The sequence below is a fragment of the Streptococcus sp. genome (genome assembly GCF_041802885.1).
GTDB lineage: Bacteria > Bacillota > Bacilli > Lactobacillales > Streptococcaceae > Streptococcus.
Map to the genome: position 1 here is coordinate 1 of NZ_JBHCHN010000017.1, position 15,706 is coordinate 15,706.

At 48.6% G+C, this 15,706-nt stretch carries 14 protein-coding genes; 11 read left to right on the forward strand and 3 right to left on the reverse strand.

The window, feature by feature from the left end; all coding sequences use genetic code 11:
• The 3 genes from ACEYCN_RS01995 to ACEYCN_RS02005 form a co-directional block, all read left to right on the forward strand.
• Window positions 1-1,052, forward strand: a 1,052-nt coding sequence (locus tag ACEYCN_RS01995; protein WP_373712631.1) for an AAA family ATPase, incomplete at its 5' end; no start/stop codon positions are given.
• A gap of 3 nt (window positions 1,053-1,055) precedes the next feature.
• Entirely contained in the window at window positions 1,056-1,571 is a 516-nt protein-coding gene (locus ACEYCN_RS02000) for a GNAT family N-acetyltransferase (protein ID WP_373712632.1), read from the forward strand.
• Window positions 1,572-1,675: 104 nt separating this feature from the next.
• The gene (locus tag ACEYCN_RS02005) at window positions 1,676-1,885 is read left to right on the forward strand and encodes a CsbD family protein (protein WP_373712633.1); all 210 of its coding nucleotides are present in this window, start codon (window positions 1,676-1,678) and stop codon (window positions 1,883-1,885) included.
• A gap of 56 nt (window positions 1,886-1,941) precedes the next feature.
• Here ACEYCN_RS02005 and dusB read toward each other — a convergent pair whose 3' ends face one another.
• From dusB to gshAB, 3 genes are all read right to left on the reverse strand, one after another.
• Window positions 1,942-2,925: a tRNA dihydrouridine synthase DusB gene (gene dusB / locus ACEYCN_RS02010; RefSeq protein WP_373712634.1), complete on the reverse strand. Its 984-nt coding sequence runs from the start codon at window positions 2,923-2,925 to the stop codon at window positions 1,942-1,944.
• Complete coding sequence (hslO, locus tag ACEYCN_RS02015) at window positions 2,909-3,784, reverse strand: Hsp33 family molecular chaperone HslO (protein WP_373712635.1); 876 nt, start codon at window positions 3,782-3,784, stop codon at window positions 2,909-2,911. The genes dusB and hslO overlap by 17 nt, the downstream gene beginning before the upstream one ends.
• A 71-nt stretch (window positions 3,785-3,855) precedes the next feature.
• Window positions 3,856-6,108 (reverse strand): bifunctional glutamate--cysteine ligase GshA/glutathione synthetase GshB, encoded by a 2,253-nt coding sequence (gene gshAB / locus ACEYCN_RS02020; protein WP_373712636.1) that lies wholly within the window; start codon window positions 6,106-6,108, stop codon window positions 3,856-3,858.
• 299 nt (window positions 6,109-6,407) lie between these two features.
• On the opposite strand from gshAB, the gene ACEYCN_RS02025 reads away from it, so the two are divergent.
• From ACEYCN_RS02025 to ACEYCN_RS02060, 8 genes are all read left to right on the forward strand, one after another.
• Complete coding sequence (locus tag ACEYCN_RS02025) at window positions 6,408-7,700, forward strand: adenylosuccinate synthase (protein ID WP_373712637.1); 1,293 nt, start codon at window positions 6,408-6,410, stop codon at window positions 7,698-7,700.
• A gap of 114 nt (window positions 7,701-7,814) precedes the next feature.
• Window positions 7,815-8,126, forward strand: coding sequence for a preprotein translocase subunit YajC (gene yajC / locus ACEYCN_RS02030; protein WP_373712638.1), 312 nt, complete (start codon window positions 7,815-7,817; stop codon window positions 8,124-8,126).
• 43 nt (window positions 8,127-8,169) lie between these two features.
• A complete protein-coding gene (locus ACEYCN_RS02035) occupies window positions 8,170-8,928 on the forward strand; it encodes a GNAT family N-acetyltransferase (RefSeq protein ID WP_373712639.1) in 759 nt (252 codons plus the stop codon).
• Window positions 8,929-9,021: 93 nt separating this feature from the next.
• Window positions 9,022-9,777 (forward strand): isoprenyl transferase, encoded by a 756-nt coding sequence (locus ACEYCN_RS02040; protein WP_373712644.1) that lies wholly within the window; start codon window positions 9,022-9,024, stop codon window positions 9,775-9,777.
• A gap of 10 nt (window positions 9,778-9,787) precedes the next feature.
• On the forward strand, window positions 9,788-10,594 hold the full coding sequence (locus ACEYCN_RS02045) for a phosphatidate cytidylyltransferase (RefSeq protein ID WP_373712640.1): 807 nt from the start codon (window positions 9,788-9,790) through the stop codon (window positions 10,592-10,594).
• Window positions 10,595-10,603: 9 nt separating this feature from the next.
• Window positions 10,604-11,863, forward strand: a complete 1,260-nt coding sequence (gene rseP, locus ACEYCN_RS02050; protein ID WP_373712641.1) for an RIP metalloprotease RseP — start codon at window positions 10,604-10,606, stop codon at window positions 11,861-11,863.
• 222 nt (window positions 11,864-12,085) lie between these two features.
• A complete protein-coding gene (locus ACEYCN_RS02055) occupies window positions 12,086-13,936 on the forward strand; it encodes a proline--tRNA ligase (RefSeq protein WP_373712642.1) in 1,851 nt (616 codons plus the stop codon).
• A 99-nt stretch (window positions 13,937-14,035) separates the two neighbouring features.
• A partial coding sequence (locus tag ACEYCN_RS02060; protein WP_373712643.1) for an exonuclease domain-containing protein occupies window positions 14,036-15,706 on the forward strand: 1,671 nt, incomplete at its 3' end.

Below are 15,706 nucleotides of genomic sequence, written 5' to 3' on the forward strand. Positions count from 1 at the left end.
AGGAGGGCCAGGACCAGGTTCCCAGCTACCAGCTGGCTGTTACGGAGGATGCCATCTCGCAGACCCTCAGTCGCCTGTCTGGTATCCCTGTCACCAAGCTGACCAAGTCTGATGCCAAGAAGTATCTGAACCTGGAGGCAGAACTGCACAAGCGGGTCATCGGGCAAGATCAGGCTATTTCAGCAGTCAGTCGGGCCATTCGCCGCAATCAATCCGGTATCCGCTCTGGCAAACGGCCGATTGGTTCCTTTATGTTCCTAGGTCCGACAGGCGTCGGCAAGACCGAGTTGGCCAAAGCCTTGGCCGAGGTCCTCTTTGATGATGAGTCTGCCTTGATTCGCTTTGACATGTCAGAATACATGGAAAAATTTGCGGCCAGTCGCCTCAATGGAGCCCCTCCAGGCTATGTGGGCTATGAGGAAGGCGGAGAATTGACAGAGAAGGTCCGCAACAAACCTTATTCGGTCCTCCTCTTCGATGAGGTGGAGAAGGCCCATCCCGACATCTTCAATGTCCTCTTGCAGGTCCTGGATGATGGAGTCCTGACCGATAGCAAGGGCCGTAAGATTGACTTTTCTAATACCCTCATTATCATGACCTCCAATCTGGGGGCGACGGCCCTTCGGGATGACAAGACAGTCGGTTTTGGCGCCTTGGATCTATCCCGCAGTCAGGAACACATGGAAAAACGGATTTTTGAGGAGCTGAAAAAGGCCTACCGGCCAGAATTTATCAACCGTATTGATGAGAAGGTGGTCTTCCACAGTCTGTCTGACCAGGATATGCAGGAAGTGGTCAAGGTCATGATCAAACCACTAGTAGCCATTACAGCTGAAAAAGGGATTGCCCTCAAGTTCCAGCCAGCTGCCCTGAAACTCTTGGCCAAGGAAGGCTATGACCCGGATATGGGGGCTCGTCCCCTGCGCAGGCTGCTTCAGACTAAGGTCGAAGACCGTTTGGCCGAAATGCTCCTGAGAGAAGAAGTAGGAGCAGGCGACCAACTGAAAATCGGTATCTCGGCTGGTCAACTCAAGTTTGAAGTGGGGAGGTAAGAGATGGAAATTGTAAAAATTGGAGTAGAAAGCGTCCAGGATCTGCGGGAAATCAGTTGTGAAACCTACTATGATACCTTTAAGGAATCCATCGTCAATCCCCAGGATATGGAGGATTTTCTCCGGGATGCTTATAGCATTGAAACCTTGAGCCAGGAGTTGGAAAACCCAGAATCAGACTTTTTCTTCCTCTATCAGGAGGATCGTCTGGTGGGCTATCTCAAGCTCAATGTTGGGGCTGCGCAGACCGAACAGGGTGTGGCGGAAAATACCCTGGAAATCCAGCGCATCTATGTTCGGCCTAGCGAAAAACGCCAAGGCTTCGGCACTGTTCTCATGGACTTTGCCATGCAGCATGCCAAGGAAGCGGGCTATGATTCTGTTTGGCTGGGCGTTTGGGAGCACAATGATGCGGCCCAGGCCTTCTATAAGGGGCATGGTTTTGTCCGTGTTGGAGAGCATGTCTATTGGACTGGCAATCAGGCCGATACAGACCATATTTTGCTTAAGAAGATTTAGGGAAGCTGGCGGAGTCCAGCTTCTTTTTTGAAAAAGAAAGCAAATAATTTGAAAACGATTTCAATGGATGGTATAATGAAGTATCAAGAAAAGGAGGACAGGCTATGTCAGAAAAGTTTGATGCAAAGTTGGATCAATTGAAGGGCTCTGTAAAAGAGGGGTTTGGTAAGTTGACAGGCGACAAGAAGGCAGAGACTGAAGGTGCAACTGAAAAAGTGGCTGCTAAGGCCAAGGAAGTTGTGCAAGATGTCAAGGACAGTGTCGAAGGCCTTGTTGATGGAGTAAAAAATTCCTTGAAGAAGGATGAAAAGTAAGAAAAAAATGGGAGCCCGAGGGCTCCTATTTTTGATTATTCTTTTTCCTTGTTTTCCTATCTCTGCAAGGCTTGCTCAAAGAGGGCTTCAACTTCTTGGATGCTTTCGGCCTTGGCAACGGCTCCGCGGATTTTGGCAGCGCCAGCTGTTCCACGAAGGTAGTGGGGAGCTAGACCTCGGAATTCACGGACAGCAACGCTTTCGCCCTTAAGATTGGCCAGGCGGGTCAGGTGGTCATGGGCCACCTTGAGCTTATCTGCAAAGGTCAAATCAGGCAAGACCTTTCCGGTCTCCAGATAATGGTTGATTTGGTGGAAGATATAGGGATTGCCCATGGCTGTCCGTCCCACCATGACCGCATCGGCACCGACTTCTTCAATCCGCTGGCGGGCGTCCTCAACATTGCGGATATCACCGTTTGCGATGAAGGGAATCTTGGTCAGGCTGCCAGCCACTCGGGTCAGGGTTTCAAGGTCCACAGTGCCAGTGTACATCTGTTCCCGGGTGCGGCCGTGCATGGCCAGGGCAGCCACACCACCACTTTCTGCGGCCAGAGCATTTTCCACTGCCAGATCGGTATTGTTCCAACCGGTCCGCATTTTGACCGTCAATGGAATATCCAAGACAGAAGTCACTTCCTTGATGATGTGGTAAATCTTGTCTGGGTCCTTGAGCCACTTGGCACCAGCCTCGTTTTTGATGACCTTGTTGACTGGGCAACCCATGTTGATGTCTGCGATGTCTGCCTTGGTATTGGTTTGGATGAAGTCTGCGGCCCGCTTGAGGCCTTCGGCATCCCCGCCAAAGAGCTGGATGGACATAGGAAATTCGTTTTCCTCGATGTGGAGCATGTGCAGGGTTTTTTCATTGTTATAGAGCAGGCCTTTTTCAGAAATCATTTCCATGACCACCAGACCAGCGCCCATTTCCTTGGCAATGGTCCGAAAGGCTGAGTTGGTCACGCCTGCCATGGGAGCTAGGACGGTTCGATTGGGGATTTGGATGTCCCCAATCATGAAGGGGCTATTGAGATTTGTCACGGATGAGTTCCTCCAACTGTTCTGCTGTAAAATGGTAATGCCTGCGACAGAATTGGCAGGTGATATCGCAACCTTGGTCCTCAGCCATCATCTCCTCCAAATCGGATACAGGCAGGCCAGCCAAGGCATCTAAGAAACGCTCTTCCGAGCAGTCACAGTAAAAACTGAGGGCTTCTTCGGAGAGGATCTTATAGGGTTCTTCGCCATAAATGGCGGACAAAAGGGCTTCCATATGGCCATCGGATGCCAGCAGGCTGGAGATAGCAGGCATGGCTTGGATGCGTTTTTCAAGGCGAGAAATTTCTTCCTCCGACGCACCAGGCAAGACCTGTACCATAAATCCGCCCGCAACCTGAACCTTATCCTCCTGATCCAGCAGGACATTGAGGCCGACGGCTGATGGTGTTTGCTGGCTTTCGGTCAGGTAGTAGGCCAGATCTTCTCCGATTTCCCCAGAAATGAGGGGGGTGGTGGAGTGGTAGGGATGGCCGATACCATAGTCGGTAATAACCAAGAATTGGCCTTGACCAACCAGAGGACCAACAATGACCTCACCAGTCGCTGTTTTTTTGTAGTCCAAATCTGGATTTTGGATATAACCCTTGACCTGGCCCTGGTTATTGGCAACGCTGATGATGGCCCCAGTGGCCCCTTCTGCCAAAATTTTCAGGGTAATCTTGGTGTCGCCCTTTTCATTGGCTGCGAGTATCTGGTTGGCGATAAAGGTCCGACCCAGGGCCACCGTTGAGGAGGCCATGCTGTCATGTTTTTCCTGGGCTGTTCGGACGGTTTCCGTGCTGTCCAAGACAAAGGCCCGGAAATGCCCGCTTTCTGATATTGTTCTTATAATCTTATCCATAGTGTTTCTATTTTAACACAAAAAAGAAGACAAGTAAGTTAAAACTACTTGTCTTTTGAGTTTGAGACGTATCAGGATAGTTCAGGGAACAAGTTCTGCAAAATCTTCTTGGTGATAACCTGGCCTGGTCCGGCATAGGTGTAGGTGTGCAGGTACATGGCTGGATTGAAGTTGAGTTCAATGCAGGTGCAGGCTGGGTTTTCCTTGCTAGACATGAGACTGGTATCTGGCATAATCAGGTCAACTCCGCAGACCCAGGCCCCCATGGCCGTAGCCATTTGGGCTGCCAGCTGCTTATAGGAGTCGTGCATCTGGTCGGTCACATCGATGGAATCCCCACCGGTGGAAATATTGGAATTTCTCCTCAGATCTGCCTTAACACCGTCGGCTAGGATGGTCTCCGGTGTAAAACCTTGCTGGTCCAGCATGAGGAGTTCGATATCTTCTAGTTGGATGATTTCTAGCGGCGAGCGGTGGTCCCGACCCCGTAGGGGGTCTTGATTTTTCAGGTCTACCAACTCTCGAATGGTATGAATCCCATCGCCTTCCACATTGGCAGCCACCCGCAGAAGGACAGCTTCACACTTGCCATCAAGGATGAAGAAGCGGTATTCTGTTCCCGGGATAAATTCCTCCACCAGAATATCCGAGTCTTCTGAAAAGGCGATATCCAGAGCTTTCTCATAGTCAGTCAAACTGGCTGGTTCCTGGAAGATGGAGATACCCAGGCCATAGTTGGTGGATTTTGGCTTGACCACAATGGCCTTATTGGCCACCTGGCCATAATAGCGCAGGGCTTCCATCTTATTGCTAAATTCACTGCCTGCTGGGACTGGGAAGCCAGCCTCGCGGAGTATTTTTTTGGTGACGGTCTTGTTGGCCATGGCCAGAGGAACCACATAATTGTCCTTGGAGGTCATGTTGCCATTTTTAATGAGCTCGACATGCGGACCATGCCAGACTTTGAGAAACTGGTCGTTTTCATCCAAGATTTCCAGGTTGAGCCCCATTTGAATGGCATCAAAGAGAATCATCTGGGTGGATAGTTCCATATTTTCATAGCCCTTTAGGGCATAGGGAGCTGTCCAGGCATAGTCATGGAAGTCTTGCCCCTGTTTGCGGCCAAAGTCCTCTAATGACTGGTCCTCGATATGGGCGTTGAGTCGACCGCCGATTGTCAAGCTAGGGTCGGCAATGGCTGCCTGGATCTGTTGAATCAGCTGCCCATAATAGGCATCGAGTTGGAAATGCTCCACCACTTCGGTCATGGCAGTCAAAATCCTGTCTACATCGGCCTCCGCAGGCAGTTTTTCTGAGGGATGGCTAAGGGCTATTCTTTCATTGAGGTCATGGGCCTGGGCCAGCTGGGCGTCCACATCCATCAGGCTGTCCATCCATAGGAGGGCAAGGAGGAAGAGATGGACGACATCTAGGGTTTCCTGGTTGATGGCCAGGGCTTCAAAGGGGTTGAGGTCAAAACAGCGGAATTCCAGGTAGCGGATGCCCTTGGTCAGATAATCACGGTTGCGCTGACTGCCGCGTAAGCGGACCGCCGAGTAAAATTCCTTCTCCGCAGACAATTTTCCAGAAGAAACGCAGTCCTCTAGGTTGTTCACATAGGCTTCCAGGCTGGCAAAAGAAATCTGGACATCATCGGCATTGACATAACCATAGGAGCTGTTGCGCAGAGAGCGGACAGGGTAACTTGGCGGGTTTTTGAAAAATCCGCTTTCCGCCAGAGGACTAGCCCCGTAGAGGTAGGTAAGGAGCCAGCGGTAATAGAGGAAGTTTTGGGCCAGCTTGAGATAGAGGTCATTTTTGAAGGTGACCAGGTCCTCATAGCCGCTGGCTTCAAAAAGGGTCTGGGTCAGGTCCTTGCCTAGTTCAAAATTGTAATGGATGCCAGACATGGACTGGAGGAGCTTGCCATAGCGCTGGCTCAGGCCGACCCGGTATTGGTATTCGTAGTCGCTTTCTAGGGCCGCAATCTGAATCTCATCTTCGGTAATCTGCGGGGGCATGGAAAGGGGCCAGAGATACTCCGAGCGCTCCATCGAGCGGCTGGCCACATCGGTAATGGCCCCTAAAATGCGCAGGGCTTCCCTAGTAGACTGGCTGATGGGGGTAATCAGCTCCAACTGGGGCTCGCTGTAATCGGTCTGGATATAGGGGTGGAAAGACCGCTTGCCCAAGCTTTTTGGATGGGGAGTCTGGGCCAGTCGGTGAAGGTCGTTGATCCGTAGGGATTCTCTTTCCAGGCCGAAGGTTCCCTGTAAGATGGGACTGTTTCTTTCTGTTTTTTGTAATAAATTGGATAGGGTCATGTCCTTGCCTCAAATTTGATATTATCTCTATTTTAAACCCTTTCCAGGTCAAAAACAAATTTTTGCTACGGTAGCCCTGTCTGAAGGTGCCGGACTTGCCAGAAACTTTCGGGAAATAACAGGGCTTTTCGCAAATAAATCAAGAACGTTCGGGTTTTCTCTTTTTATCAACCATTCTTGAAAAAAAGTTCGTTTTTTAGTATAATAGGGTGTAACCAAGACTTGCGGGTGAGATTCCCGCCATTTGTTTTGAGGAAAGGACTGGGCAGGCCGTATCTTGCCCATAAATAGACGAAATTATGACATCAGTAGTAGTTGTTGGTACCCAATGGGGTGACGAAGGCAAGGGGAAAATCACTGATTTCTTATCTGCCAATGCAGAGGTGATTGCCCGCTATCAAGGTGGTGACAATGCTGGGCACACCATCGTTATCGATGGAAAAAAATTCAAGTTGCACCTGATTCCGTCAGGGATTTTCTTCCCAGAAAAAATCTCTGTCATCGGAAATGGAGTTGTGGTTAACCCCAAATCTCTGGTCAAGGAATTAGCCTACCTTCATAGCGAGGGGGTCCCAACTGAGAGTCTGCGGATTTCAGACCGGGCCCATGTCATCCTGCCTTATCATATCAAGCTAGATCAGTTGCAGGAAGAAGCCAAGGGTGAAAATAAAATCGGAACCACCAACAAGGGGATTGGACCAGCTTACATGGACAAGGCAGCCCGAGTTGGGATTCGGATTGCAGACCTTTTGGACAAGGAGATTTTTGCAGAACGCCTGCGCATCAACTTAGAAGAAAAGAACCGTCAATTCACCAAACTCTATGATTCGACAGCCCTCTCTTTTGAGGAAATTTTTGAAGAATATTATGAATATGGTCAGCAAATCAAGCAATATGTGACGGATACTTCTGTCATTCTCAATGATGCCTTGGATGCTGGTAAACGGGTCCTCTTTGAAGGGGCTCAGGGAGTAATGCTGGACATTGACCAAGGAACCTATCCTTATGTCACTTCCTCCAACCCAGTGGCAGGTGGTGTGACTATTGGTTCAGGTGTTGGTCCAAGTAAGATTGACAAGGTGGTTGGGGTCTGCAAGGCCTACACCAGCCGGGTGGGGGATGGACCATTCCCAACAGAACTCTTTGATGCAGTGGGCGAGCGCATTCGTGAGGTTGGACATGAGTATGGGACAACGACTGGCCGTCCGCGCCGCGTGGGCTGGTTTGACTCCGTTGTTATGCGCCATAGCCGCCGTGTATCTGGCATTACCAACCTCTCCCTCAACTCCATTGATGTCCTTTCTGGTCTGGACACAGTGAAAATCTGTGTGGCCTATGATTTGGATGGGGAGCGGATTGACCATTATCCAGCTAGTTTGGAAGCTCTCAAGCGCTGCAAGCCTATCTATGAAGAACTGCCAGGTTGGCAGGAAGATATCACAGGTGTCCGAAGCTTGGACGAATTACCTGAAAATGCCCGCAATTATGTCCGCCGCATCAGTGAGCTGGTTGGGGTTCGGATTTCAACCTTCTCTGTCGGACCAGGCCGGGAACAAACCAACATCTTGGAGTCTGTTTGGGGCACCATCTAATCATTGGGAACAGAAAAAGCTTGGCTTTTTCTGTTTTTTGATGTGGTTAGCTTAGCCTTGCTTTCAACTTGATTTTTGTTATAATAGAACTTATTAAAAAATGAGGTGAATCACATGGGACAATTTATTTTTCCAGTATTAATGTTGGCTTTGTTGGGTTGGATGATGTTTTCTCAAAGAAAGCAACAGCAAAACCGGGCCAATGAACTGAGCCAAATCAAAAAGGGCGATGAAATCGTGACAATTGGTGGCTTATATGGTATCGTAGATGAAATCAATGACCAAAAAGTGGTCTTGGACATCGACGGAATTTACCTGACCTTTGATCGTTCAGCTATCCGTAACCGAGTTTCAGAAGCAGCTGCATCAGTTGAGGTTGCGATTGAAGAGCCAACAGAAGAAAGCGACAGCGCTATCGAAGAATAACACTCGTTATTCTTTTTTTGTTCAGAGGTCGGAGGAGAAGAACATGAACTACAAGGAATTATTGGAATCTGGCGAGCCGATCTTTCGTGAAAACACTCGATTCAAACATTTTAAAAATCCGGCGACATCAGAATGTTATTTTTCCAACTATCTCAGCTACAAAAGAATGCCTAATCTGTCTGAATTGGAAGCAGATTTGGCATACTTGGGCCAGGAACAAGCAGGCTATGTCAGCAATTATGCCTTTCTTTTCTTTGCGGAAAATCAGGAGATTTCGGCAGAGTTAGCAGATTATTTGAAAAAGCAGGGTTTTGGCTTTTCCAGGCATCTAATTTTTACTAGCTCAGTGGAGGACTTGCGGCTCAAGGATCATAATTTGGGTGATATTCGGATTGTTGAGTTGGATGAAGCTTACTTAGAAGACTACCTGCAGGTTCAATATCAGGATCACCTGCAATATGGGCAAGTCTATGCGGAACAGATGTTGGCGGACAATCGGGACTACCTGTTGACCAATGGCTCCAAAATATATCTGGCCTTAGATGGCCAACGGATTGTAGGTTCTGTCACGGCTTGGTTTTTCGAGGGTTATGTGGAAATTGATGATTACCAGGTGGATGCAGCTTATCAAGGTAGAGGGATTGGGACCGCACTTCAAAAGGCTGCTCTAGCCAATCAGGAACGGGCTATATTGGTTGCGGAAGAAGCCAATCGCCCCATGTACCGCCATCAGGGCTACAAGGAAGTGGCCTCCTACTGGATAGCCTTGCGTAGTGATAGTCGCCAGACCAAGGACGATTAAATCAGCTGTCCTAGTTTTTCCCTAGATTTCAGGCATGTTGTATCTTTTGAAATTATGTTATAATAGTGTGATTATAACAATGAGGGAAAAATGATGTTTACCTTTGGTTTTGGAAAAAAAGAAAAAGAAGAGTTGATCTTGGAAGTTCCCAAGCATATCGCCATCATCATGGATGGAAATGGCCGCTGGGCCAAAAAACGGATGCAGCCTCGGATTATGGGACATAAGGCCGGGATGGATGCCCTGCAAAAGGTGACTAAGGCTGCCTCTGATATGGGTGTCAAGGTCCTGACAGTCTATGCTTTTTCGACAGAAAACTGGAGTCGTCCGGAAAAAGAGGTCAAGTTCATTATGAATTTACCAGTGGAATTTTATGATAAGTATGTTCCGGATTTGCATGCCAATAATGTCCGTATCCAGATGATTGGTGACCATAATCGTCTGCCTGAGGCGACCATGACGGCCCTCTATCGGGCTGAGAACAAGACCAAGAACAACACCGGTTTGATTCTCAATTTTGCGCTCAATTATGGGGGACGAGATGAAATTACAAAGGCTGTTCGCTCCATCGTGCAGGATGCTTTGGATACCAAATTCAATCCTGGCGATATTGATGAAGAGTTAATTGCAGACTATCTCTATACTGGATGTCTACCAGACAAGTTGCGAGATCCTGACTTGGTGATTCGAACCAGCGGGGAACAGCGCCTCAGTAATTTTTTGCCATGGCAGACGGCCTATAGTGAGCTTTATTTTACAGATGTGGCCTGGCCAGATTTTGATGAGAAGGCTTTACAGATAGCCATCGAAGAATACAACCGCCGCCATAGACGTTTTGGTGGTATTTAAGGAGAAAGAAATGAATAGAGATTTACAAAAACGGGTCATCTTTGGGGCCTTGGCCTTAGCGGTCTTTATCCCGCTCTTGGTGATGGGAGGAGTGGTCTTTCAACTCTTTATTGGTTTTCTAGCTATGATTGCAACAGCTGAATTGCTCAAGATGAACCGCTTATCGCCTAGTTCGATTGAGGGGGTCTTGGCTATGTTGGCAGCCTTAGTGTTGACCTTGCCTCTGGAGACCTATCTTTCCTTTCTTCCAACAGATGGTAACTATATCGCCTTTGGAATTGTGGTCTTTCTCATGCTAGGTTCCATCGTCTTTAACATCGGTCATTATTCCTATGCGGATGTGGTTTACCCGATTGCCTCTAGTTTTTATGTGGGGATTGGTTTTCACAACCTAGTGGGCGCTCGAATGGACAGCCTTAACAAAGTTCTCTTTGCCCTTTTGATTGTCTGGGCGACAGATACGGGTGCCTACATGATTGGACGTCAGATTGGACGACATAGACTCATGCCACGTGTTTCTCCCAATAAAACAGTAGAAGGTTTTATCGGTGGAATCTTATCAGCAGTAGCAGTTGCGGCTGCCTTTCTTATTTTTGATAAGCAGGTGGTCACTAACTATTCCTTTATCGTGACTTTACTCTTGGTGGTGATTTTTTCTGTTTTTGCCCAGTTTGGAGATTTGGTTGAAAGTGCCATTAAGCGCCATTTCGGCGTGAAGGATTCAGGGAAAATCATACCAGGCCACGGTGGTATTTTGGACCGCTTCGATAGTCTGATTTTTGTCTTCCCGATCATGCATTTCTTCGGTCTATTTTAAGGAGATTCTATGCAGGGAATTATTGCATTTATTTTTATATTTGGTGTCATCGTGGTAGTTCACGAATTTGGACACTTCTACTTTGCGAAAAAGGCCGGTATCCTGGTGCGGGAATTTGCCATCGGGATGGGGCCAAAAATCTTTGCCCATATCGGCAAAGATGGGACTGCCTATACTATCCGGATGCTGCCTCTGGGCGGCTATGTTCGCATGGCCGGTTGGGGCGAGGATAAGACAGAGATTAAGACGGGGACTCCCGTCTCCTTAACCCTCAATGAGGAAGGGGTAGTCACTCGCGTCAACCTATCTGATAAGGTGCTGGACAATACCAGCCTGCCCATGAATGTGACCTCCTTTGACTTTGAAGAAAAGTTGGAGATTACTGGCCTGGTCTTGGACGAAAGCAAGACCTTCCAGGTGGATCACGATGCGACCATCATTGAGGAGGATGGCACAGAGGTGCGGATTGCGCCACTAGATGTACAGTACCAAAATGCCAGTATTTGGGGACGATTGATGACCAACTTTGCTGGGCCCCTCAATAACTTTATTCTGGGAATTTTGACCTTTATCCTCTTTTTCTTCCTTCAGGGTGGGGTCCCAGATGTAACGACCAACCAAGTAACAGTAACGGACGGCGGTGCCCTTCAGGCTGCTGGTGTTGAAACCGGCGTCAGGATTTTAGAAATCAACGGTCAGCAAGTCTCAGACTATAAAGACGTATCGAATATCCTAGCCCAGGTCAATGAGAAGGCTAAGGAAGCGCCAGTCCTAAATCTGCTTGTTGAAGAAGATGGCAAAGAAAAAACTCTTCAAGTGACAACCATTAAGGATCAGGGCTACTTCCGCCTGGGGGTCTCACCTTATCTGAAAACCGGCTTTGTTGAGATTATTGTGGGAGGCTTCCAAGAAGCGGGAGCAACAGCCCTCTTGATTGTCAATGCCCTCAAAAATATCATTGCCAGCTTTGATGTCAAGCAACTGGGAGGCCCAGTAGCTATCTACAATATCAGTTCCCAGGCTGCGCAAGGCGGTATTTTACCTGTCCTGAGCCTCTTGGCAATGTTGTCCATCAATCTGGGAATCTTCAACTTGATTCCCATTCCAGCCCTTGACGGTGGAAAAATCCTTATCAATCTGATTGAGGTCATCCGCCGCAAGCCGCTGAAACAGGAAACAGAGTCCTATATCACCCTGGTCGGTGTAGCCATCATGGTTGTCCTCATGTTGGTCGTGACCTGGAACGATATTATGCGGGTCTTTTTCTAGGAAAATCACTGAAAAAAGATTGAAAGTGGGCTAAGGTACCTGATATTCAGGTGTCTAGTCCTAGTCATTATTCGATAAACAACACAATGAAAGGAAACAGAGGGTATTCGTAATCGAACTCGATTGAAAAGCTTGGAATTTAGATAGACAGCTATTGAAATCAGGATTTCAGGCTGCGTCCTAACTTTCAGTCGCTTTTTAGTCGCTCTCTGTATCATCAACATGAAACAATCTAAAATGATGATTCCGACGCTTCGTGAGATGCCATCGGATGCCCAAGTAATCAGTCATGCCCTTATGGTGCGAGCGGGTTATGTTCGTCAGGTCTCAGCTGGTATTTATAGCTATTTGCCACTTGCCAACCGGGTCATTGAAAAGGCTAAAACCATCATGCGCCAAGAGTTTGACAAGATTGGTGCGGTGGAGTTTTTGGCTCCAGCCCTCTTATCAGCGGATATTTGGCGGGAATCCGGCCGTTATGACACCTATGGAGATGACCTCTACAAACTCAAAAACCGGGAAGGTTCTGACTTTATCCTAGGTCCAACCCATGAGGAAACCGTCACTCTTTTGGCCCGTGATGCGGTCAAGTCCTACAAGCAATTACCGCTCAATATCTACCAAATCCAGCCTAAGTATCGCGATGAAAAACGCCCTCGCAACGGTCTGTTGCGGGGCCGCGAGTTCATCATGAAGGATGGTTATAGCTTCCATGCCAACTACGATAGCTTGGATGAGACCTATGATGACTACAAGGCAGCTTATGAAGCCATTTTCACCCGCAGTGGCCTGGATTTCAAGGCCATCATCGGGGATGGCGGGGCCATGGGCGGTAAGGACAGCCAGGAATTTATGGCCATTACCCCAGATCGGACCGATCTTAGTCGTTCGTTGGTTTTGGACAAGTCTGTCGGTTCCCTGGATGAGATTCCTGCGGAGGTCTTGGAAGAAATCAAGGCTGAATTATCCTCCTGGATGGTCTCTGGAGAAGATACCATTGCCTATTCCAGCCAGTCGGACTATGCTGCCAACTTAGAGATGGCCACTAACCAGTACCAGCCAAGCACCAAGGTTGTGGCTGAGGAGGACCTGGTTCAGATTGCAACGCCAGATTGCAAGTCCATCAACGATGTAGCTGCCTTCTTGCAGGTCTCTGAAGAAGAAACCATCAAGACCATGGTCTTTAAGGCGGATGGGGAATTGGTAGTGGCTTTGTTGGTAGGCAATGACCAGGTCAATGATGTCAAGCTAAAAAATTATCTGGGCGCAGATTTCTTTGATGCGGCTGAGGAAGCAGAAGTTCAATCTGCCTTTGGGGCTGGTTTTGGATCGCTGGGCCCAGTCGGTCTGCCAGAAAATGTCAAAATCATTGCCGACCGGAAGGTCCAGGATGTGAAAAATGCCGTGGTCGGAGCCAACCAAGACGGCTTCCACTACAAGGGTGCCAATGCAGGTCGTGACTTCCAAGTGACCGAGTATGTAGATATTCGCGAGGTCAAGGAAGGGGAAGTTTCACCAGACGGTCAAGGCATTCTCCAATTTGCACGTGGGATTGAAATTGGTCATATTTTCAAGCTGGGCACCCGTTATTCAGACAGCATGAATGCCCATGTCTTGGATGAAAATGGTCGCAGTGTACCCATCATCATGGGCTGTTATGGTATCGGGGTCAGCCGCCTCTTGTCCGCTGTTCTGGAACAACATGCCCGCCTCTTTGTCAACAAGACACCAAAGGGCGAGTTCCGCTATGCTTGGGGCATCAATTTCCCTAAGGAATTGGCACCATTTGATGTGCATCTGATTCCAGTCAATGTCAAGGATGAAGAAGCCATGGCTCTGACAGACAGTATCGAAAGCCGCTTGCAGGCAGAGGGCTACGAAGTCTTGACAGATGACCGCAATGAGCGGGCAGGTGTCAAGTTCTCAGACAGTGATTTGATTGGTTTGCCAATTCGGATTACGGTTGGGAAAAAGGCAGCTGAAGGTGTTGTCGAAGTCAAAATCAAGGGAACTGGAGATACGGTAGAGGTCCATGTAGACCAACTGCTGGAAACCCTGTCCATCTTGAGCTAAAGCAAATACGAAAAGAGAAGTCCAGAAATGGGCTTCTTTCTTCTCGAAAAAGGCTTCTGAATGTGATAAAATGGAAATACTATGAATCAAGGGGACAGTATGTCAGATAAATTTCAACTTCTTTTAGAACAGATTGGAATGCCACTGGAATTACGGGAATCAGGGGCTTTTTCTGCTGGAAAAATTGAGAAAGTTTTGGTCCACAAAGTCAGCAAGGTCTGGGAATTTACCTTCCGTCTGCCTCAGGTTTTGGACATCAGCCACTACCAGCTCTTCAAGGCCCGTCTCCACAATGAATTTGCTAAGACCGGCAACCAGGCCCGTTTTCAACTGGTGACAGACCAGCAGGACCTAACCAGTGACATCCTCCAGGCCTATTACCGCCAAGCTTTTGAGGAAGAACTCTGTCAAAGTGCCGGTTTCAAGTCTCTTTTTCAGGACTTGAAGGTGGTCTATGAGGATGGGCAGCTTTGGATAGAAGGCCCGCAAAGTGTGGATACGCCCCATTTTCGCAAGAATCACCTGCCCAATCTGGTGGAGCAGCTGGCCCGCTTTGGTTTGGGGCAGTTGACGGTGGAAATCCGTGTCTGTCAGGAAATGACCCAACAGCAGGAAGAAAACTTTCAGGCCCAGAATGAAGAAATCTACCAGCAGGCCCACCAAGAAACCCTTTCAGCCTTGGAGCAACTGGCTCAGATGGCCCCTCCACTAGTCCCAGATGCGGCACCAACTGGCGGGAATTTCCAAGAGTTTAAAAAGAAAAAGCCAGCAAGAACTTCTCTGGAGAAAGAACCCATCACTCCGATGGCAGAAGTGGAAACGGAAGAAAATCGCCTGGTGTTTGAAGGCTTGGTCTTTGAAGTTGAGCAAAAAACGACCCGAACTGGCCGTGTTATTATCAACTTCAAGATGACAGACTATACGTCCTCCTTTAAGCTGCAAAAATGGGCCAAGGATGAAGAAGATGCCCAGAAGTTTGACATGATTAAGAAGGGCAACTGGCTGCGGGTGCGAGGCAACATTGAGACCAATATGTACACGCGCGACTTGACCATGAATGTCCAAGATGTGCAGGAAGTCAAAAAGGAAATCCGCAAGGACCTGATGCCGGATGACCAGAAGCGAGTCGAGTTTCATGCCCATACCAATATGTCGACCATGGATGCCCTGACCCCGGTCGAAGACCTGATTGCCAGAGCAGCCAAGTGGGGCCACAAGGCCATCGCCATCACCGATCATGCCAATGTCCAATCCTTCCCCCATGGCTACCATGCTGCCAGGAAGGCAGGAATAAAGGCCATTTTCGGTCTGGAAGCCAATATCGTGGAGGACAGCATTCCCATCACCTTCAACGAGGTTCCCATGGACCTCAAGGAAGCGACTTATGTGGTTTTTGACGTGGAAACGACGGGACTTTCAGCGGAGCACAATGACCTGATTCAGATTGCGGCCTCCAAGATGGAAAAGGGCAATATTATCGAGCAGTTTGATGAGTTTATCGACCCAGGCCATCCCCTGTCAGCCTTTACCACAGAGTTGACAGGCATCACCGACAACCATGTCAAGGGCTCAAAGCCCCTCTTGCAGGTCCTGCAAGAATTTCAGGCCTTCTGCCAGGATGCAGTCTTGGTTGCCCACAATGCCAGCTTTGACATGGGCTTTTTGAACAACAGCTATGAACGCTATGGTATGGCCGAAGCGCCACAACCTGTAATCGATACCTTGGAGATGTCCCGTTTTCTGCACCCGCAATTGAAATCCCATCGTTTG

Bases quoted from the DNA above. Each gene is read 5' to 3' on its own strand.
- ACEYCN_RS02055 (WP_373712642.1), top strand. From the start codon at position 12,086: ATGAAACAATCTAAAATGATGATTCCGACGCTTCGTGAGATGCCATCG.
- ACEYCN_RS02000 (WP_373712632.1), top strand. From the start codon at position 1,056: ATGGAAATTGTAAAAATTGGAGTAGAAAGCGTCCAGGATCTGCGGGAA.
- ACEYCN_RS02005 (WP_373712633.1), top strand. From the start codon at position 1,676: ATGTCAGAAAAGTTTGATGCAAAGTTGGATCAATTGAAGGGCTCTGTA.
- yajC (WP_373712638.1), top strand. From the start codon at position 7,815: ATGGGACAATTTATTTTTCCAGTATTAATGTTGGCTTTGTTGGGTTGG.
- ACEYCN_RS02045 (WP_373712640.1), top strand. From the start codon at position 9,788: ATGAATAGAGATTTACAAAAACGGGTCATCTTTGGGGCCTTGGCCTTA.
- ACEYCN_RS02035 (WP_373712639.1), top strand. From the start codon at position 8,170: ATGAACTACAAGGAATTATTGGAATCTGGCGAGCCGATCTTTCGTGAA.
- ACEYCN_RS02025 (WP_373712637.1), top strand. From the start codon at position 6,408: ATGACATCAGTAGTAGTTGTTGGTACCCAATGGGGTGACGAAGGCAAG.
- rseP (WP_373712641.1), top strand. From the start codon at position 10,604: ATGCAGGGAATTATTGCATTTATTTTTATATTTGGTGTCATCGTGGTA.
- ACEYCN_RS02040 (WP_373712644.1), top strand. From the start codon at position 9,022: ATGTTTACCTTTGGTTTTGGAAAAAAAGAAAAAGAAGAGTTGATCTTG.
- hslO (WP_373712635.1), bottom strand. From the start codon at position 3,784: ATGGATAAGATTATAAGAACAATATCAGAAAGCGGGCATTTCCGGGCC.
- gshAB (WP_373712636.1), bottom strand. From the start codon at position 6,108: ATGACCCTATCCAATTTATTACAAAAAACAGAAAGAAACAGTCCCATC.